Source organism: Sporolactobacillus terrae (assembly GCF_019930545.1).
Classification (GTDB): domain Bacteria; phylum Bacillota; class Bacilli; order Bacillales; family Sporolactobacillaceae; genus Sporolactobacillus; species Sporolactobacillus terrae.
On record NZ_CP082837.1, the window covers coordinates 2420207 to 2438365 of the forward strand.

Annotated in this window: 18 protein-coding genes and 2 riboswitches; of the genes, 4 read left to right on the forward strand and 14 right to left on the reverse strand. The window is 46.3% G+C overall.

Annotated elements, in window-relative coordinates; genetic code table 11:
- Nucleotides 1–30: 30 nt before the first annotated feature.
- Together K7399_RS11595 and K7399_RS11600 are read right to left on the reverse strand one after the other, a co-directional pair.
- Nucleotides 31–1698, reverse strand: coding sequence for a M20/M25/M40 family metallo-hydrolase (locus K7399_RS11595; RefSeq protein ID WP_028978046.1), 1668 nt, complete (start codon nucleotides 1696–1698; stop codon nucleotides 31–33).
- 27 nt (nucleotides 1699–1725) lie between these two features.
- Nucleotides 1726–2718: a dimethylarginine dimethylaminohydrolase family protein gene (locus tag K7399_RS11600; RefSeq protein ID WP_028978045.1), complete on the reverse strand. Its 993-nt coding sequence runs from the start codon at nucleotides 2716–2718 to the stop codon at nucleotides 1726–1728.
- 334 nt (nucleotides 2719–3052) lie between these two features.
- Nucleotides 3053–3153: riboswitch (purine riboswitch) on the forward strand.
- Nucleotides 3154–3194: 41 nt separating this feature from the next.
- Between K7399_RS11600 and K7399_RS11605 the strand changes: the two genes are divergently transcribed.
- The 3 genes from K7399_RS11605 to K7399_RS11615 all read left to right on the forward strand — a co-directional run bounded on the left by K7399_RS11605 (nucleotide 3195) and on the right by K7399_RS11615 (nucleotide 5704).
- Nucleotides 3195–4541: a 5'-deoxyadenosine deaminase gene (locus K7399_RS11605; RefSeq protein ID WP_415640312.1), complete on the forward strand. Its 1347-nt coding sequence runs from the start codon at nucleotides 3195–3197 to the stop codon at nucleotides 4539–4541.
- A gap of 138 nt (nucleotides 4542–4679) precedes the next feature.
- Nucleotides 4680–5303, forward strand: coding sequence for a superoxide dismutase (locus tag K7399_RS11610; protein ID WP_028978043.1), 624 nt, complete (start codon nucleotides 4680–4682; stop codon nucleotides 5301–5303).
- Nucleotides 5304–5452: 149 nt separating this feature from the next.
- Nucleotides 5453–5704, forward strand: coding sequence for a YuzB family protein (locus tag K7399_RS11615; protein ID WP_010025940.1), 252 nt, complete (start codon nucleotides 5453–5455; stop codon nucleotides 5702–5704).
- 10 nt (nucleotides 5705–5714) lie between these two features.
- On the opposite strand, the gene K7399_RS11620 is transcribed toward K7399_RS11615, so the two are convergent.
- From K7399_RS11620 to K7399_RS11635, 4 genes are all read right to left on the reverse strand, one after another.
- Nucleotides 5715–6764, reverse strand: a complete 1050-nt coding sequence (locus K7399_RS11620) for a lactonase family protein (RefSeq protein WP_028978042.1) — start codon at nucleotides 6762–6764, stop codon at nucleotides 5715–5717.
- A gap of 48 nt (nucleotides 6765–6812) precedes the next feature.
- Nucleotides 6813–7658 (reverse strand): hypothetical protein, encoded by an 846-nt coding sequence (locus tag K7399_RS11625; protein WP_051575166.1) that lies wholly within the window; start codon nucleotides 7656–7658, stop codon nucleotides 6813–6815.
- Between the two features lie 3 nt (nucleotides 7659–7661).
- Complete coding sequence (nfsA, locus tag K7399_RS11630; protein ID WP_028978040.1) at nucleotides 7662–8405, reverse strand: oxygen-insensitive NADPH nitroreductase; 744 nt, start codon at nucleotides 8403–8405, stop codon at nucleotides 7662–7664.
- Between the two features lie 482 nt (nucleotides 8406–8887).
- Entirely contained in the window at nucleotides 8888–9817 is a 930-nt protein-coding gene (locus K7399_RS11635; protein ID WP_028978039.1) for a manganese-dependent inorganic pyrophosphatase, read from the reverse strand.
- A 292-nt stretch (nucleotides 9818–10109) separates the two neighbouring features.
- Between K7399_RS11635 and K7399_RS11640 the strand changes: the two genes are divergently transcribed.
- Nucleotides 10110–11237 (forward strand): glycerol dehydrogenase, encoded by a 1128-nt coding sequence (locus tag K7399_RS11640; RefSeq protein WP_037563999.1) that lies wholly within the window; start codon nucleotides 10110–10112, stop codon nucleotides 11235–11237.
- Between the two features lie 73 nt (nucleotides 11238–11310).
- On the opposite strand, the gene psiE is transcribed toward K7399_RS11640, so the two are convergent.
- From psiE to K7399_RS11680, 8 genes are all read right to left on the reverse strand, one after another.
- The gene (gene psiE, locus K7399_RS11645) at nucleotides 11311–11715 is read right to left on the reverse strand and encodes a phosphate-starvation-inducible protein PsiE (RefSeq protein WP_028978037.1); all 405 of its coding nucleotides are present in this window, start codon (nucleotides 11713–11715) and stop codon (nucleotides 11311–11313) included.
- A gap of 23 nt (nucleotides 11716–11738) precedes the next feature.
- Nucleotides 11739–12206: a hypothetical protein gene (locus K7399_RS11650; protein WP_028978036.1), complete on the reverse strand. Its 468-nt coding sequence runs from the start codon at nucleotides 12204–12206 to the stop codon at nucleotides 11739–11741.
- Nucleotides 12203–12424, reverse strand: a complete 222-nt coding sequence (locus K7399_RS11655; RefSeq protein ID WP_037564009.1) for a helix-turn-helix transcriptional regulator — start codon at nucleotides 12422–12424, stop codon at nucleotides 12203–12205. Before K7399_RS11655 ends, K7399_RS11650 begins: the two co-directional genes overlap by 4 nt.
- Before the next feature lie 128 nt (nucleotides 12425–12552).
- Nucleotides 12553–13215 (reverse strand): methionine ABC transporter permease, encoded by a 663-nt coding sequence (locus K7399_RS11660; RefSeq protein ID WP_028978034.1) that lies wholly within the window; start codon nucleotides 13213–13215, stop codon nucleotides 12553–12555.
- Nucleotides 13215–14228: a methionine ABC transporter ATP-binding protein gene (locus K7399_RS11665; protein ID WP_028978033.1), complete on the reverse strand. Its 1014-nt coding sequence runs from the start codon at nucleotides 14226–14228 to the stop codon at nucleotides 13215–13217. The genes K7399_RS11660 and K7399_RS11665 overlap by 1 nt, the downstream gene beginning before the upstream one ends.
- A gap of 13 nt (nucleotides 14229–14241) precedes the next feature.
- Nucleotides 14242–15060, reverse strand: a complete 819-nt coding sequence (locus tag K7399_RS11670) for a MetQ/NlpA family ABC transporter substrate-binding protein (protein WP_028978032.1) — start codon at nucleotides 15058–15060, stop codon at nucleotides 14242–14244.
- Nucleotides 15061–15198: 138 nt separating this feature from the next.
- Nucleotides 15199–15306, reverse strand: a riboswitch (SAM riboswitch).
- An 89-nt stretch (nucleotides 15307–15395) separates the two neighbouring features.
- A complete protein-coding gene (gene galE / locus K7399_RS11675; RefSeq protein WP_028978031.1) occupies nucleotides 15396–16403 on the reverse strand; it encodes a UDP-glucose 4-epimerase GalE in 1008 nt (335 codons plus the stop codon).
- Nucleotides 16404–16475: 72 nt separating this feature from the next.
- Nucleotides 16476–18014 carry a Ppx/GppA family phosphatase gene (locus tag K7399_RS11680; RefSeq protein ID WP_028978030.1) on the reverse strand — a complete coding sequence of 513 codons (1539 nt, stop codon included), beginning with the start codon at nucleotides 18012–18014 and terminating at the stop codon, nucleotides 16476–16478.
- Between the last annotated feature and the right edge of the window lie 145 nt (nucleotides 18015–18159).

An 18159-nucleotide genomic window follows, 5' to 3' on the forward strand; every position in this document is an offset into this window, starting at 1 on the left:
CTAGATTCCTATTTAGGAATTGAAACACCATTAACCATCCGGGTGATCTGCAAAAATGCGTTCGGTCATCGAACGGATCAGTTTCGGCAGAACGCCGTAAGAATAGGGCTTGTATAAACGTTCCATCCAAGTATGCGCCTTTTTTCCATAGACACCCATATCCAGAACAGGAATCGCCAACTTACGGATCTGATCCAGCGGCACGCTGTAAGTTTTGCCCCAGCCGGGAAAATTGTTAACAATTGCTGCCGTTTCTTCGCTCGTCTCGCTCATTGAAAGATAGCTGCTGTCGGCAAGGTACGGAAAAAAACGTTTCTTAGCAAAACGTTCACCGGTTGCTTGCTGCACTTGACGAAGTACCTCATCAAGGATTTGATCGCAGCGTTTCTCTTCAGGTACGTTATCGCGCAGGTAATTATGCGGACAATAAGGCGGTGCAAAGAAAACAATCACTTTCGGACGCTTATCGCCGGCGCTTGCCTCAAGGGCTTCAATGACCTTGCAGCTGACTTGACGAAAGTCTTCATTAGGGTTGCCCTGAATGACCTGATCCATGATTTTCTCAACAGGAACGCCTTTCTGATTCAGTTCTTCGACGAATTCCTCATAGCTGAGCACATCAACGTCCCAATGCGGTGCTTGCCCTTGAAGTCCGCAGTTGGCTGAGAATACGCTATACTGCTGCTTAAGAAACGCGGCTAAATCAGCGCAGGCATCGGCAGCAACATGCTTTAACTGTTCCATCACTGCATTCGGTGTACGCTCATAGAGAAAATAGTTGAAGTACATAAAGGTCGTACCTGCGGTTTGCACATTATAAAATGCCTTTTTGTCGCGCTGAAAGAGACACGATGGCGGCAGAATCACTTCATTTGCAATTTGTTCCGCACCATCCATGTTGTTATTGAGCGCTTCATTAATTTTACTGGCAATCAGCGTCGGATCGATGCCGGAAAGTGTTTCGCCGACATGCGTTTCTCTGCCGCGAATATAAAAACATCCGAGCAGTTTTCCCGCTGACCCTGTATAAATGTATCGCTGCGTATCGCCTTTATAGAGCGGACTGACGAAGTCCCCATTAATTGCTAATTTATAGTGAAGATTCTTTTCATCCCGTAAGCGGATCAATTCAGATACAGCTTCCATGACCCCTTGATGATCATTCTCTTCAACCGGATTAAACATCACAAGCAAGTTTCCCTTAAGCTGCTCACGATGCTGCGCATAGTAGAGCAGATTGCCGAGATGGACGGCATCGCCGCTCTTCATATCCAGCATGCCGCGCCCAAACAGCCAGTCTCCTGATGCCGCATCCTTTTGCACATCGGGATCTTTCGTGTATTCCGAGAAATAGTGTTGAAGATAATCAGGATCCAGCGCGTGCGCTTCGATCGAATTAAAGTCGTCGATACCTACCGTATCCATATGACCATGATATATGATGGTCTGCTTATTTTCAAACATACTTTTGAGAAGAGCAAAAACATTTTTTCTGCCATGCGCATCGCCTTCCAGTTTCTGAGTCCAAACCTGATCCGGATGTTCTTTGAAATAAGGAAACGAACGGAGAATCGCCTCTAGCTTATCGGCCATCGTTACTTCGCCATCGGTGCCGTTTACGCTCCTGATACCGACCAAATCTCTTGCGAATTGCTCGATTTGCTGCTCGATTGGCAAATCTTTGACTTTTTCATACATAATTCTTTTCTCCCCTCCGATGCATAGTTAGTCAACGGGATCGCGCTGCAGGACGAGCGAGGAACAATGGATGCCGCCGCCCATTTTATTCAACTCATCGACCGGGATTGCAATGACCGCAACCCCCGCTTTCTCAAGCGCTTCAATTGTCCGTACGCCAAGTGACGTGAACAAGACTTTCCCCGGTTCTAAGCAGAGCAAGTTCGTGGTCATCGGCGGATCAAGCGGGTCCGTATAGATGAGCGTAACGCCGCGTCGCTGCAATTCCTGAAGGAACCAGTGCGGCAAGTTGGTTGGGTCAACCAGCGCTTTGTCCTTGTCAACCATATTGAACACTTCATCAAGATGGATCATACTTGACGGCAGATCAACAACGATCAGTTCCATTCCCTGCCAAGACAGAATTGCGCGTAATTGCTCGATGCCGGCCTGATTCACACGGATCGATCGCCCGACAATTGCCGTTTTGCGATCAAATACCATAAAGCTTCCGCCCTCAACAAATCCTTGCCCTTGGATCGATGCCAATACCGGCATGCCGATCTGAGCCGCTGTTTTGAGGGTGCGCCGCGTTTCGCCATACCTGAATTTCAAAGCGAAGCGAGCCAAAATCAAACCGCCCGGAATGACCATCCCCACATCACGGGCAAACAAATTATTGGTCAGCAATTCATCGTCTTCGATAAGCGGAATCACGTCCACGCCTTCACTTCTTAATACCTCAGTCATCCGGTCGTGCTGCTCCTGCATTTTCACCAAATCAAGCGGCTCCTTGCCTAAACAATAGCTAAGAATGTTCCCTTCTTCATCGCGAAGAATCCGCGCACCTATCTCCGGCTCGAACACCGCTTTATTCAATTCATGAATTTCCTTGCCCGGACGGTGGACAAAAACCTTGCGCACCTTTCCGTATGCATTGGGATTGCCCCAAGCGCAGTCCCAGTATTTTTTAAGCAAAGGCGTTTCTTCAAAGGAACGCTTCACCATATTTTCATCAAGAAACTTATGCAAGGTGGTCACATCAAGTCCTCCTATCCAATTTAAAATCATACATCCCATGGTATAAAAGCTAACACAAATCAGGTTCTGCATTGATTATAGTATAAAATTCAGAATAATGTTATTTGTAAATATCTATGTCATGTATTTGATAAACCTATTGTTTCGAAAAAACGCGACAAATCCGTGTTTCATGTGTAAGTCGCCAATGGGCTGCAAGAGTCATTGTATCTGCACATTAGCCCTTACTCTTGTTATCTTAATTGTCAGATTCCCCATTCGAAAGATATTGTTTGTCAGATATTATGACATAACATTTGACGATCTTTCCCCATTCAATTATGATTAAGTACGTAAACTTCATCCTTTCTGTTTTCGTATATCCTTAATAATACGGTTTAGGGGTCTCTACCTGGGAACCGTAAATTCCCGGCTACGAAAAATATGCGTGCATATTTTTCGTAGCCTTTTTTTTATTCATTCTTTTCGATTGGGAGATGATTAAGCTGAACCGGACGATTATTAAAAATGCTCAGCTCATAACCATGAATCAAGAGGAAGCAATCCTTCACGGGGACATCGTCATTGAAGGAAGCCGTATCCAATCGGTCGGTGCTGCGGTTGCACCCACAGCCGATGATTACGTCATTGATGGAACAGGGCGTACGGTAATTCCCGGATTTATTCAAACGCACATTCATCTCTGCCAAACGCTGTTTCGCGGTAAAGCGGATGACTTAGAGCTCATGGATTGGCTCAAGGAACGCATCTGGCCGCTTGAAGCGGCACACGACAAAGAGTCGATTTATCTGTCGGCTATGCTTGGAATTGGTGAATTGATCGCCGGTGGATCAACCACTATTGTGGATATGGAAACCGTTCACTACACCAATGAAGCCTTTCAAGCGATTGCAAAAAGCGGCATACGCGCTTTGTCGGGAAAAGTGATGATGGATAAAGGAGCCGATGTGCCCAGCGGTCTTCAAGAAAAGACCGAGGATTCGATCCGTGAAAGTGTCGATCTTCTAGAAAAATGGAACGGGCATGATCACGGACGAATCCGTTACGCGTTTGCGCCGCGCTTTGTCATTTCCTGCAGCGAATCCTTGCTCACTCAAGTCCGTGATCTCGCTGAACACTATAAAGTATTCGTTCACACCCACGCTTCCGAAAACCGCGGCGAGATCGCCATCGTCGAAAAAGATACAGGCATGCGCAATATTGTGTATCTCGACCATATCGGGCTTGCCGGTAAAAGGCTGATTCTCGCACACTGCATTTGGCTGAGCGCCGAAGAAAAAGAAATCATTCGCCAACGCGGCATCCATGTCAGTCACTGCCCCGGATCCAACCTGAAACTTGCTTCCGGAATCGCCCATGTACCGCAAATGGCTGGGATGGGCATTAATCTTGGGCTTGGTGCCGATGGCGCGCCATGCAACAACAATTTGGATATGTTTCAAGAAATGCGGCTGGCTGCCTTAATCCATAAACCGGCAAATGGTCCGACTTCGATGAACGCCCATCATATTTTCCGAATGGCAACTATTGATGGAGCGAAGGCAGTTGGCATGGACCAGGAAATCGGCAGCCTTGAGACAGGCAAGAAAGCCGATCTTGCCATCCTAAATCTAAATACCTTTCACAGTAGACCGATGTTTGGCACCGATCCAATCTCCCGTATCGTCTACTCAGCAAAAAGCTCCGATGTAGAAACAACACTTATTGACGGACGGATCGTGATGGAGAATCGGCAGATGAAGACGATCGATCAAGCATTCGTGTTAAAAGAAGCCGAGACAGCAATCGAACGGCTCGTAAAACGAGCCGGCATCCGGATCTGAACGAAACACCGTTCCTATTACGCCTACCGGCAGTGTATAAAAGTGCAGCCCTCAAGCCAAACTAGTTGCTTAGAATGCCAATAACTGATTTACTTAAATTGGGGTTGGCAAACGATTTGGTAACTAAGGAGGATCTCAATGAGTCAATTTGAACTGCCCGCACTCGAATTTGCTCCTGATGCCCTTGAGCCTTACATTGACAAAGAAACGATGCGCATCCATCACGATAAACACCATCAAACCTACGTGTCGAATTTGAACGCAGCGCTTGAGAAGCATCCGGAATTCAAGGATCACTCACTGACGGATCTCATTGCCCACTTGGAGAAAGTACCGGAAGACATTCGAACCGCCGTCCGCAATAACGGCGGCGGTCACTACAACCATTGTTTTTTTTGGAAAGTGCTGATTCCAGGCGGATCCAAACAGCCGACTGGAGCGCTGGCTGAAGCGATTGAACAGCAACTCGGCGGTTATGAGGCGTTCAAAGAAGCTTTTACCGCAGCAGCAACCGGTCAATTCGGCTCCGGCTGGGCCTGGCTGACCGTCACAAAACAAAACGTTTTGAAAGTAACCAACACCCCCAATCAGGACAGTCCGTTTATGGATGGTCATACCCCGCTTGTTGGCCTTGACGTTTGGGAACATGCCTATTACCTGAAGTATCAGAACAGGCGTCCGGAATACGTGAAAAACTTTTTTAATGTGATCAATTGGGACTTTGCAGCTGATGTCTATGAAAAAACATTGCATACAAAATAACATGGCATTTAAAATCCCGAAGCAGCCGCTTCGGGATTTTAAATGCTGCGCTTGTCTTGATTTTTACCGTCCTTCATTATTACACTATAAAAGGGCTGTTCCAAAACGGCGCCGCGAACATGTCCCAATGTCCAGTAGGAGGTTCACCCATGAATGAAGGTCTTGGTCTGGTTACCATTGAAGTATGCGATTACGGTTCACTGACCGTCCAGCATTTAGAAAAAATAGCCCGTCACCCGGAAGTCGCAGTGATGAACTATGATTGTCTGAATGTGTGTGGCATGTGCAGTCTGAAGCCGTTCGCAATTGTGAACGGACGCCGCGTCTTCGCCAATACGATTGACGCCTGTCTTGAAAAAATCGAACACCGTGTTAATGAGGAACTTAAGGCCTTGCAATGAGCCGTCCGCATTATCTGCCGTTAAAGAATTTGATACAGACCGCATCGGCTGCAGACAGTTTTGCACCCAGATCGGTCAATGTTCCGTTCAGCGGATCACGTTCAAATAAAACGACATCTCCCGAATTTTGATTGGCAGCAATCAGAAAACAACCGCTTGGATCAATCTCAATGTCCCGTGGCCAATCCCCTAAGGTGTCGGTATGGTCGATCAACGCGAGCCTACCGTTTCCTTCATCCACTTGAAAAATGGCAATACTGTTGTGCCCGCGGTTCGAAACATAGACAAAGCGTCCATCGGCACTGATTTTGATTGCTGCGCCCTGACTGTGTCCGTTAAAATCGGCAGGAAGTGCGTTCACCGTTTGAATGGGGGTGAACGTACCGCTCTGCAAATCAAAATGAAGCACAATCACTTCATTGCTTAATTCAGTCATCACATAGGCGTAAGGTGCTTTAGGATGAAAAGTCAAGTGGCGTGGACCCGTTCCTGGTTTGAACACGAAGGTGCTGTTTTCTTGCCATTCACGCTCCATCACACGGTATGTGGTCAGGGTATCTGTCCCTAAATCAACGGTAACCGCGAAACGTCCGTCCGGCGTAAAGTCGGCAAAATGGACATGCGGACCCTCCTGCCGCTCACGATTCACGCCTGAACCCTCATGCTGCACAGTTGCTTGAGGGCGGATACCAAGCGCCAAATCCGGCACATAGCTGCTCGCCGTCCCCTCATGATAGTTCCCATCCAAGATGCGCCTGCCTTCTTGGTTAACGCTGACATAGCATGGCGAAGCGCCTTCGCGCACACTCTTTCCCAGCAGCTGCAGCGCGCCGGTCTCGTCAATGGCATAGGCTGCGACACCGCCCTTCGTCCCATCTTTTACAACCGAGTACAGTTTTGCGTTCTCCTTATCGATTGCAACATAGGTGGGATTGCCAAGCTTAGCTGCACAGCGCAGACCGGTCAGCACTTTCCGTTCTGTGTCCAGAGTAAAAGAATAAATCCCTTCACTTTTTCCTTTGGTATACGTGCCAATATAGCCTCGTTCGTTCACAGTCATCCTCCTTGTCTCAATAAATCATTCGCCATCTATTACAAAAAGCCCTGCTTAATGCCCCAGATACCGCTTCACTTGAAAAAGCAAGCAACTAATCAGCAGCACAAGCAACGAGAAAAAGATCGACAGACTTAACATCACCATGAGCAAAAAATTAAACCGGCCGATCCAGTACATGATTTGGGTATGCAATGCCGGATCAAGTAGCACGCTCAATCCATTGGCGACTACCAGCAAGCAAAACAAAGCGCCGGCCCCGCTGCCCGCACCGCGGATATCTTCCGTACTGAGCGACATGCGCGAAGCGATGCAAAGCGCTGCGTACAGAAACAGCCAATAGCTCGGTCGACTGAAATTTGCAGCTGAAAAAAGATTACGGAAGTTTTCGGCAACCGCTTGCCCAAGGCCCACCCATGTCGGCAAATCAAAAAAAGAAAACAGACGAAGCATGTGCGAACGTTCAAGGTGAAGAACAGAACCAGTAGGCACCAGCCACGCTGCAATGCAGGCAATCAGCAAACTGCCACCGATCAGAGGCGCAACACCGATAAAAAAATTACCAATGCGCTGATAGAGACTCGACGGTTGATAAGCATGACGTACATAACCCATTGTTCCATCCGCATCAACAGCCTGCAACAGTTTGACCTCAGTCACCCGGTGATGGAACATCAGACCTATTAACACATGACTGAGCTCATGAACCGGCGTTCCCAGCCAGGCTGTCCAATAAATACTTTTCAAACCAAATGCATGGATCATCCGACGGTTTGCCTGTCGCTCCAAGTAACCAAGAAGAAGTCCGCCAATCACCAACCCGCCGATTAAAGAAATAAACTGAATGAATGAAAAAGCAACAATTTTAAACGCCGCACGCAGCCATTCAGGATCATTCATTCCTTAGCGCCTGCCAAGATGCTGCTTTTCCAGAAAAGGCTTCAATGCGAGACGCGGCGGCGTGCTCAGGCCGTTTGCAATCTGCTCGGTCCACGTTTCCTCCCGACGTCCGCCGGTGCGTGAATGATAATAGTCTGCAACCTGCTGATCATAACGTTCAAGCGCTGCATCGTCCAATTGAGCAGCATAAGTGTTGCGATGATAAATGTTTTTCAGGGGAAGGCGCGGTTTCTTTTCCGGCTCTTGATCCGGGTAGCCCACAGCAAGGCCGAACAGCGGAAACGTATAGTCCGGAAGCTTGAGCAATGCCGCTGTGCGCTCAATGTCACGTTGAATACTGCCGATATAGCAGATTCCAAGTCCCATTGATTCAGCAGCAACCGCCATGTTCTGGGCTGCAAAAGCTGCGTCGCCAAGCGCAACAGTAAGCCGTTGTGTTGTATCCAATACTCGGGTATCGATGCCGCTGCGCTCACCGATTTTTTTGTTGCGGTACTGATCAGCGACAAAGACAAAGAAGCCGCCGTTCGCTTCAACATAAGGCTGATCGCCGCTAATGATGCGCAGCTCCTTTTTTAGTGCCGGATCATCAATTCCGATAATCGAAAAAGATTGCGTATAACTTGACGTTGATGCCGCTTGTGCACATTTCACCAGCAATTCAATCTGGTCCTCAGACAACTTCTGATCGGTAAACTTGCGAATCGAGCGATGATTCAATAATGTTCTGATGACTGGATTATCCATGAAAATAAATTCTCCTTTGCATGAAAATCTTCTTAACCAATTATACGTGATTCGTCATCCACTCGCACGATCGCGGCTCAACAAGCACCTGTGGGGTTTCGCTGGCAGGCTGATCCCGCAGGCGTCTCGCATCTTAATGAAGGGTTCTTGGACATTCTTGAGCGAATAAAAATGATCTCGATCCACCTCACTTCTGTTTCATTATGAATTCTGGTCCTTAATGAAGCAACGAGTGAAATAAGGGGAAATTTTCCGACTATACAAAGCAAAATCCTTCATTTTCACGTTTTTCAAGTTGATAAGCGGAATCTCTCCATTTATTTAAGCTGTCTTTTATCTTATTTTCGAATTAAGAGGAATTCCCCCCCTATTTACTTCTGCAGGATGCGGTGTCCCACGTCTCTCAAGCGGGTCATGGATGTTTCTTTTCTTGCAAAAAAAACAGAGGGATCGCTCCCCCTGTTTTTAGGCATTTATGCATCTTAATCTGCTAATGATTCGGTCAATACTGGAACAATTTGTTTCTTACGCGAAACTACACCTTTTAGGGTTGCAACATGGTTGTCCAGTGTAACTTTGAATGCTGATTCAGCTGCTGCCGCTGCTTTTCCAAGAATCAGCGCTTCAGAATCGCTGGTCAAAATGTTTGTTACGGCCAGAACGAACAGATCCAGATTCTTCGTTTCGATTTCTTTACGGATTGCAGCTTCAAGTTCCGCCTGACGGGACAGCGCATCGTTGGTATCCACAACATTCACTTGAGCAATTTCTACAGTATACTTACCCATTTCGAATGGTTTCATATCAAGCGTAATCAATTCTTCTGCTGACTTATCGGCAATGTTTGTCCCCGCTTTAAGCATGTCCAAACCGTACGTTTGCACATCGACTCCGGAAATGGCTTCCAGTTCTTTCGCTGCTTTCACATCTTCATCGGTGCAGGTTGGCGACTTGAACAGCAGCGTATCGGAAATAATCGAGGACAGCATCAGCCCGGCAATCGTTTTCGAAAGCGTGGCGCCTGCTTCCTTGTACAGTTTATTAATGATCGTTGCAGTGCATCCAACCGGTTCCGCGCGATAGAACAGCGGCGCTTTCGTTTCGAAATTAGCAATTCTGTGATGATCGACAACGGAGAGTACCTCGACATCTTCAATATCGTCTGCACTTTGGGCACGTTCGTTATGATCGACCAGATAAACAGCAGGCACTTCATTCGCCACTGTCTTTACAAGGCGCGGAACCGCAACCCCAAAATGATTTAAAACGTATTCTGTCTCACCGTTCAAATCGCCAAGGCGAACGGCTTCGACATCTTCGCCCAGCTGCTTTTTCAAATCAGCAAACGCGATTGCTGAGCAAATCGCATCGGTATCCGGACTCTTATGACCGAAAACAAGCACTTTTCCCATTTTTTCTACCCCTTAGTTACGTGTATTGGCTACTCACAGATCGTCCGTGCATAGTCTCTCAACAAAACCATACATGAACGACTTAAGAATTTCAATACTGAAAAATGCATACGTCCTCAATCAAGATCATCTCTTTCATTTCTGTCAATAGACAATTTACTAAAATACTAACTTTTTCCTCAGGAAATGCATAAAAGTTCACATTTTATTCATAAATATAAGCGTTTTCACTAGCTATTTCAGTCTAAAGTTTTATAATTATTTTTGTAATTCAAATAAGGAGTGATTGATTATGGTAGATACCCCACTACTGAGTAAGGGCAAAAAACTCGCTAGGTCTGTGACTTCTCCTAAAAAGTTTATCGTTGGGAAAGGCATTCTTTCGGATATTAGCAGCTATATCCGCCCTTTCGGCGACAATGCGTACTTCATTTGCGATGAATTCATCGTTGATCGTGCGGCCAATGTCGGTGGCGCATCATTTCGTTCATCCGGATTAACCGCATCTTTTGAGAAATTCAATTACGAATGTACGCAAACTGAGATTGACCGCAATCGAAAATTGGCTCGCTCAGCAGGGGCGAATGTTATTGTCGGTATTGGCGGTGGAAAAACGTTGGATACCGCAAAGGCAGCTGCCTATTATGAAAAGCTTCCCGTTGTGCTCTATCCGACGATTGCATCGACGGACGCACCATGTACTTCAATCGCTGTTATTTATAATGATCAAGGTGCCTTTGATCACTATTTGTTCCTGCCCGGCAATCCGGACATGGTCATTGCCGATACGGAAATTCTGGCTGCGGCACCAAAGCGTTTCTTTGCTGCCGGAATCGGTGATGGATTAACCACCTATTTTGAAGCACGTGCCTGCTACCGCGGCTACGGCTTGAACTTAGTTAACCTCCGTCCCTCGCTTATTGGTGTCGGGCTTGCCAAACAATGCTACGAAACCATCCAGCAAAACGCAGTTGCCGCTGTTCATGCTGTTGAAAACAAACTGTCAACACAAGCCGTCGAAGCAGTGATTGAGGCAACCATTTACCTGAGCGGTGTCGGTGCTGAATCCGGTGGCCTAGCCGCAGCACACGCCATTCATAACGGGATGACCGCCGTACCGTCACTTCATCGCGTTCAACATGGTGAGAAAGTCGCGTTCGGTTTGCTTGCACAGCTTGTGCTCGAAAACGCAGCACATGATGAATTAGTCGACGTGATTCGACTTATGAAAGCCGTGGGGCTTCCGCTCACACTTGAAGATCTGGGTGTTAAGGCGTTTAAGCAAGAAGAATGGCGAAACGTTGCCGAACGTTCATGCGCTGAAAACGACACAATGGTCAATATGCCCTTCCATGTCACTCCTGATGATGTATTCAATGCCATCGTCACCGCAGACGCGATTGCAAAAGTTTATAAGTAATATTGTAAGCGTTTGCTATAAATTGTTAAAAAACCGTCTCCCCAGCAAAGTTAGTGCTGATGAGATGGTTTTTTCATTCGCGTTTCAACATCTTGGTATTTGCAATGTACAGTGCTGCAACGAGGACGAGAATAGCGATTGAATAGAGCAATACCGAATGCGGGTCATCATGGCTAACGATAATCAGCCGTACAATCGCAGTCACACCGATGTAGACAAAGTAGCGGAGCGGAAAATGATAATGCGCTTGAAAATATTTGATAATCAGCGCAATAAATTCGAAGTAAAGAAAGAAGACAAGAATGCCTTCAAGCAAATGGTAATAGGAAGCATTTTCGTTCAAGAAAAGATAGGTGAAAAACGAATACGTCTCTTTGACCAGTGCAACACTGAGCACAACCGCCAAAGCAATCAAGACCGTATTCAAAATCCATTGAAGTCCCGTAGTAATCAACCAATCCAGCTTATGTCGCGTCATCGCTTTGCCCCCATTCCCATAGCTCACAGATAGATCTTCCGGATTTTTAAATAGTACACAATGACTTGAACCAAAGGAATCAGCAAAGCAATAAGAATAGGATAGACCGGAAGCACATGAATAAATAGCGGATAGAAGCATAACAAGCCTGCACAAATCGGCGCGCCCACCCATAGCGCGATAAAGGCAGCATGCGCTGCAGAAGCGGTAATCGAGCGCTCCCTTTCATCCTTGGCCGGCGTGATCAGCGGATAGATCCAGTATGCCAAATGCTTTTTCCTCCGATTCCATAAATGATCAATCGCTTCAACGATTCCTAAGAAGAGTATGGGGACAAACCAAGCAAAGTGCAGGGTAACGCTGTAGGCACTCCTGTTTTCATTGATCAGTAAGGCTAGCCCGCGCGTCAGTTCGACCAGCGGAATCATAGCCATGCCAAAAGCGCAAATTGTACTTAAAGACATTGCAAACGAAAACCAAAGCCGCTTCATTGTTCAGCCACTCCTTTTTCTAATTGAAAAACCTTCTCCGCCGGCAACTGAAACACCTCGCAAATTTGCAGGCCGAGTAAGAGAGAAGGAACATAGTTGCCTTTCTCTATCGAAGCAATCGTCTGCCGCGTGACACCGACCCGCGCGCCCAATTGTTCTTGCGTCAAACCATAACGTGCACGGAGTGCTTTAACCTGATTTTGAAGTTGAACAGCCAAATTCACCGCTCCAATAGATCGTTTATGAACCACAATGTTAAATACACTTAACATTTTAAACAAAGAAAAAAGCAGCGTCAAGCCTCGTGTTTTTACGAGAGCCTGCACTGCTTGTCTTTCATTCGTTGTTAATTTTTCTTCAATCGACGGGCAATCAGGTTGCCGATCGATTGAACGATCTGGACAATAATGATCAAAATAATAATGACTGCGTACATAACATCCGGTTGGAACCGCACATAACCAAATTGATAAGCCAAGTCGCCTAGTCCTCCGGCACCGACAAATCCGGCCATAGCGGTTTCACCAATCAAACCAATAATTGCAATCGTCAGGCCGAGAATAATCGACGAACGTGCTTCGCGAATGATGACGTGCCAAATAATTTTCGGTGTTGAAATCCCCATCGATTGATACGCTTCGATGACGCCTTTGCTGACTTCGAGCATTGCCGTTTCCAGCAAACGGGCAATATAAGGTGCACAGGCAACGACCAGTGGAACAATGACCCCTTTCACACCAATCGTTGTTCCGACTACCGACTTTGTGAACGGAAGCAGGAAGAACAGCAAGATAATAAATGGGACCGAACGAATCACGTTGATCAAGGAATTCACAATCGTAAAGGCTATAGGATTGTCCCACTGCCCATTTTTACGTGTTAAGACCAGCAGAACCCCTAACGGAAGACCAATAAGGATGGAAAACGCAAGCGAAATTAAAGTCATTTGCGTTGTCTGAATAAAGGCTTCCCAAATGGAGCCGCCCCATTCATTTAAAAAGTTAGCCATCACTCATTCACCTCTTCCACAAGAACATCCTGTTCATGCAAAAATTTTACGGCAGTCTCAACCTTGCTTTGATCTCCTTTGATATGGACAAGCAGATTACCAACCGATTGATCTTTCAGCTGATCAATCCCTCCGGCAATGATGCTTGGCAGCACGTCAAATTGCTTGGCCAGTGTGGCAAGCACCGGATCCTTGGAGGACTCGCCAAGAAAGGTTAATTTGACTAACTTTCCGGTCTTTAGCAGTTCGCCTTTAAGCTGCACAGGAATCGCAAACTTGGCTTCATTACTGATAAACTGCTTCGTCATTGCCTGCTGCGGGCGTGTGAACACATCAACCACCGAACCTTGTTCAACGACCTTGCCGTTTTCCATGACGGCGACACGGTCACAAATGCGCTGAATAACATTCAATTCATGTGTGATCAAAAAAATTGTTATCCCCAACTCTTTATTGACCCGAAGCAGCAGTTCCAAAATGGCATCCGTTGTGTTCGGATCGAGCGCACTGGTCGCTTCATCACTCAGCAAAATTTCAGGTTCATGAGCGAGCGCCCGTGCGATTGCCACGCGCTGTTTCTGCCCACCGGACAATTGACTTGGAAAGGCATTGCGGCGATCCGTCAACCCGACAATATCCAGGTACTTCTCTGCGCGCTGCTTAATTTCATCTTTTGACACGCCTTCTAGCCGCAACGGTGTCGCGATATTTTCATAAACCGTTGCCGTCTCCAGCAAATTATAGCCTTGAAAAATCATTCCGATTTTCCGTCTCAGCTTCCGCAAGTCTTTTTTATTCAAAGTCAGTACATCACGGTCTTCAACGAACACCTTGCCGTTGGTCGGGCGTTCAAGCAGATTAATGCATCGAATCAGTGTACTTTTTCCTGCACCACTGAAACCAATGACTCCGAAAATTTCACCTTTATTCACCTCAAGGGATACATCCTTCAAGGCTTCTATTTTATTTTTACCGACACGAAAAGTCTTCGAAATATGCTCTAGCCTAATCAAAAATGCTTCCTCCTTACCAAGCAGGAACTACAGAGCCTCCAAATTTCTTCTCAATGAAGTCCTTAACTTCTTTTGATTGGTAATATTTTTTCAGTTGTTTGACAACTTTATCATTCTTATTATCGGTACGAACAACGAAATAGTTAGGGTATGGATTGTTTTTGAGCGGTTCATGGAAAATTGAATCGTTCAGAACGGTTAAACCGGCACCCATGGCAAAGTTTGTATTAATCGCTGATGCAGCGACTTCGTTTAGCTGCGCCGGAAGCTGTGCTGCGTCCATTTCGATGATCTGTAGTTTTTTCGGGTTGCTAATCACATCGCGTTTTGTCGATGTCACATTGGAACCTTTTTTCAGCTTGATCACACCGGCTTTTTCAAACAGCTGCAGTCCGCGCAGTTCATTTGCCGGGTCGTTTGGAACGGCAATCTTGTCGCCTTTTTTCAGTTCATCAAGGTTTTTGATTTTCTTGGAATAGATCCCCATCGGGAAGGCAACCGTTTTGAAAACATCGGTGATTTTGTAGCCTTTATTTTCGATCTGATTCTTCAAGAATGGCATGGTTTGATAGCTGTTTGCATCCAAATTTTTATCATTCAGTGCGATATTAGGTTGGTTGTAGTCATTGAATACTTTTAAATGAATCGTCAATCCGTCTTTCTTAGCAAGTTTAACCACTTGTTCCATCACTTCCTGATGGGGGCCGCCGGTCACACCAACCGTTATTTCCTTTTCACTTAACCCATTTGAGGAGCTGCTGCCGCAAGCGGCGAGTACAAAAATTAAAGAAAGAGCCAATAGTGCTGAAATTGCTGACGTGATTCGTTTCAAGATGTCTTCCTCCCGTTTATATATAAGAATAGTATGAATTCTAACCGCAACATTCCTTCCCAGCTTCCTATTCTATGAGATCTTGGAAAAAATAAAGGCTTCTCCCGATAAGAGAGAAGCCTGTGTCATCCGTATCTTCTCTTATCTCTCAAAATCCACTTGGATTCTGCAGGAATTGGCACTTAAATGTCTCCATTTGGTTGCCGGGTTTCATCGGGCCAGTCCCTCCGCCGCTCTGGATAAGAAGTATTTAATTGGTTAGTGGTTTGATTGTACCGCGAAATGCATTGCCTGTCAAAGTATTCTTGGCCTTTTCGCCACAAATCATGGAACCCTTATTTTTCCAGAGACACGTTGCTTGCATAGCCTTGCGGATGGCTGCTGTGCCAAGCCCATGCATCGGTCAGAATTTCCGGTATATTAGTGTGCTGCGGATCCCAGCCCAGCACGCTTTTTGCCTTTTTCGGTGAAGCAATCAAAGTACTTGGATCACCGGCACGACGCGGTGCCAGTTCAGCCGGAATTGCTTTGCCTGTCACTTTTCGTGCTGCTTCAATAATCTCTTTGACGGAAAATCCTTCGCTGGATCCAAGATTGAATACATCGCTCTGACCGCCGTCAAACAGATAACGCAGTGCAAGACGGTGAGCCGCAATCAAGTCTTCAATATGCACATAATCGCGGACACATGTACCGTCTTTGGTTGCGTAGTCATCACCGAAGATGGCTATATGATCCCGTTCACCGGCTGCAACTTGCAGCACAATTGGAATCAGGTGCGTTTCCGGATGGTGGTCCTCGCCAATTTTGCCCGATTTGCTTGCGCCGGCGACGTTAAAATAACGCAGTGCAACAAAGCGCATGCCATAAGCACGGTCGCACCATTTCATCATTTTTTCCATCGTCAGTTTCGATTCACCGTATGGATTTGTCGGTTTCGTCGGCATTTCTTCTGTGATCGGCACAACTTCCGGTTCTCCGTAAGTAGCGGCGGTCGATGAGAAAACAATATGCTTCACATTGTTTTCGTGCATCGTTTCAAGCAGCACCTGCATTCCGTAGACATTATTGTTGAAGTATTTCAACGGCTTTTCTACGGATTCACCAACAAGTGAATTTGCGGCGAAATGAATGACGCCTTTAATGGTTTCCTTTTTAAAAACAGAATCTAAAAATGCTTTATCGCGAATATCGCCTTGATAAAATTTTGCTTTCGGATGTACGGCTTCTTTGTGACCGGTTTGCAAATTGTCGACAACGACAACCTGTTCACCAGCATCGATCAGTTGATAAACGGCGTGCGAACCGATGTAACCGGCTCCACCTAATACTAAAATAGACATAAGTAACCCCTTTCCGTACTTTTTCATAGCTACCGCTTCTATTTTCTACCTAATCATTACGGTTGACAAGACTTATTCTGCGCCATCCACGAAATTAATCGCAAGCGATGCTTTGAGTGCACGTTCCAAATGCTTTTTGTGCCGCTGAGCCGCTTGCGCTTCAAAATAAGCGTCGCCATGGTAGTAGGCAATAATGCGCAGCTTCTTCTTTGTCATCTTTACCGAAAGCCGATCAACCACATGCAGTTTCGTGCGATCAAAATCGTGGGCCAGACGCAGCACAGCGCCAAGTACTTCATACAGCTTCAGCTCATCTTTTGTGACCAGCTTCTGAAAGGGTTTGGCATAATCGGTGAGGCGGGATCGATTTTTAAATGAGGCGACTAGAGCGACCGCCAAACGGTCGTGATGACTGATCCCGTTAATGTTCATGTTTGTGAGTAAATAAAACGTTTGTGCACTGCTGGATTCATTATTAATAAATTCGCCTAAATAAGCTAAATCCGCGCTATGAGAGAGGACCCAGGCGATGCGTTTCTCTGAAGCCGTTCCCTTCATAAAATCCATGATGCCCATTAAAATCTGGAAGGCTAATTTCTTTACATAGGCCGTATGATCGCTGTCTAAATTAAAGTCGCGCCGAAGCTGTCGCAGGCTTTCGTTGAGGACATACGGAATGCGCGCCTGCCTGCGCTGTTTAAGCACCCATTCGTAAAAAACACCTTCACGCAGTCCCTCACTGCTGAGCATGAATGATTCGCCCTCATTCATTTTCACCAGCGTATTAATAACGGCTGCAGCAGGCAGGATAATATCAGAGCGGTCTTTTGACAGCCCGTCCATCGTTTCTCGCTCTTCAATACTCATCTCCGCCAACAAGTTTGTCAATCGATTAAGCCGTTCTCGAGGCATCGTATACTGATGCAAACCGACCATCGGATAATGCTCTCGAATCTGATCGATACGTGCCAGATTTCTTGCCGTCCCGCCAATACCGATAATCGGAAGTCGGTTGCCGCTCAGCCAGTCCACTTCGGAAAATTTATTTTTGATGTAAGTCTCCAAACGATCACCCGCATCAGCACCTCCGTTTTTATAGAAGCTCTGATACAAGGTTACCGCCCCGAATGCAAACGAATGCGAATGAATCAAATGACGGTTCCGAAACATCGTCACTTCAGTACTTCCTCCACCGATATCAATGGTGATCCCATCCTCAACATACGTTGAGTTAATCACTGCAAGATACCCATAGAACGCTTCCTGCAGACCGGGCAAAAGTCGTATCGAAAGTCCGGTTTCCTCCCGTACTTGTTGAAATACAGTTTCCCGGTTCTTGGCCTTGCGCATCGCTGCTGTAGCAAACGCATCGACAAGCTGCACGTCGCTTTCTCGTTCAATAATAAACTGAAACCGCCTCAGAACGGAAAGAAGGACAGAGATGCCTTGTTCACTTAATCGCTCTTGCTCATCTATGTAGTTGCTCAATCGTGCGACTGCTTTAAAATTCATCATTTCTTTGGAAAAAAAATCCCGATCAATACCGACAATCACAAGCCTTATTGAATTCGATCCAATGTCGATCATTGCATGTTTTTGTGAGATATCCAAGTCATTCCCTCCTGCCCGCTATCCTAGGGAAACGCGCGATTCACCGAAACATCCTTCATGAAAAAATTGCTTTCATGTAAAAGTATAGCGTAAAGAAGATGAACTCGGTATCAAAAGGGCATATTCTCAAAAAAATCGTCATCTA

What these genes read in the sequence shown, in the direction of transcription:
- K7399_RS11595 (WP_028978046.1), bottom strand. Translation starts at nt 1,698, where the DNA reads ATGTATGAAAAAGTCAAAGATTTGCCAATCGAGCAGCAAATCGAGCAA.
- K7399_RS11605 (WP_415640312.1), top strand. Translation starts at nt 3,195, where the DNA reads ATGATTAAGCTGAACCGGACGATTATTAAAAATGCTCAGCTCATAACC.
- K7399_RS11610 (WP_028978043.1), top strand. Translation starts at nt 4,680, where the DNA reads ATGAGTCAATTTGAACTGCCCGCACTCGAATTTGCTCCTGATGCCCTT.
- K7399_RS11615 (WP_010025940.1), top strand. Translation starts at nt 5,453, where the DNA reads ATGAATGAAGGTCTTGGTCTGGTTACCATTGAAGTATGCGATTACGGT.
- K7399_RS11620 (WP_028978042.1), bottom strand. Translation starts at nt 6,764, where the DNA reads ATGACTGTGAACGAACGAGGCTATATTGGCACGTATACCAAAGGAAAA.
- K7399_RS11625 (WP_051575166.1), bottom strand. Translation starts at nt 7,658, where the DNA reads ATGAATGATCCTGAATGGCTGCGTGCGGCGTTTAAAATTGTTGCTTTT.
- nfsA (WP_028978040.1), bottom strand. Translation starts at nt 8,405, where the DNA reads ATGGATAATCCAGTCATCAGAACATTATTGAATCATCGCTCGATTCGC.
- K7399_RS11635 (WP_028978039.1), bottom strand. Translation starts at nt 9,817, where the DNA reads ATGGGAAAAGTGCTTGTTTTCGGTCATAAGAGTCCGGATACCGATGCG.
- K7399_RS11640 (WP_037563999.1), top strand. Translation starts at nt 10,110, where the DNA reads ATGGTAGATACCCCACTACTGAGTAAGGGCAAAAAACTCGCTAGGTCT.
- psiE (WP_028978037.1), bottom strand. Translation starts at nt 11,715, where the DNA reads ATGACGCGACATAAGCTGGATTGGTTGATTACTACGGGACTTCAATGG.
- K7399_RS11650 (WP_028978036.1), bottom strand. Translation starts at nt 12,206, where the DNA reads ATGAAGCGGCTTTGGTTTTCGTTTGCAATGTCTTTAAGTACAATTTGC.
- K7399_RS11660 (WP_028978034.1), bottom strand. Translation starts at nt 13,215, where the DNA reads ATGGCTAACTTTTTAAATGAATGGGGCGGCTCCATTTGGGAAGCCTTT.
- galE (WP_028978031.1), bottom strand. Translation starts at nt 16,403, where the DNA reads ATGTCTATTTTAGTATTAGGTGGAGCCGGTTACATCGGTTCGCACGCC.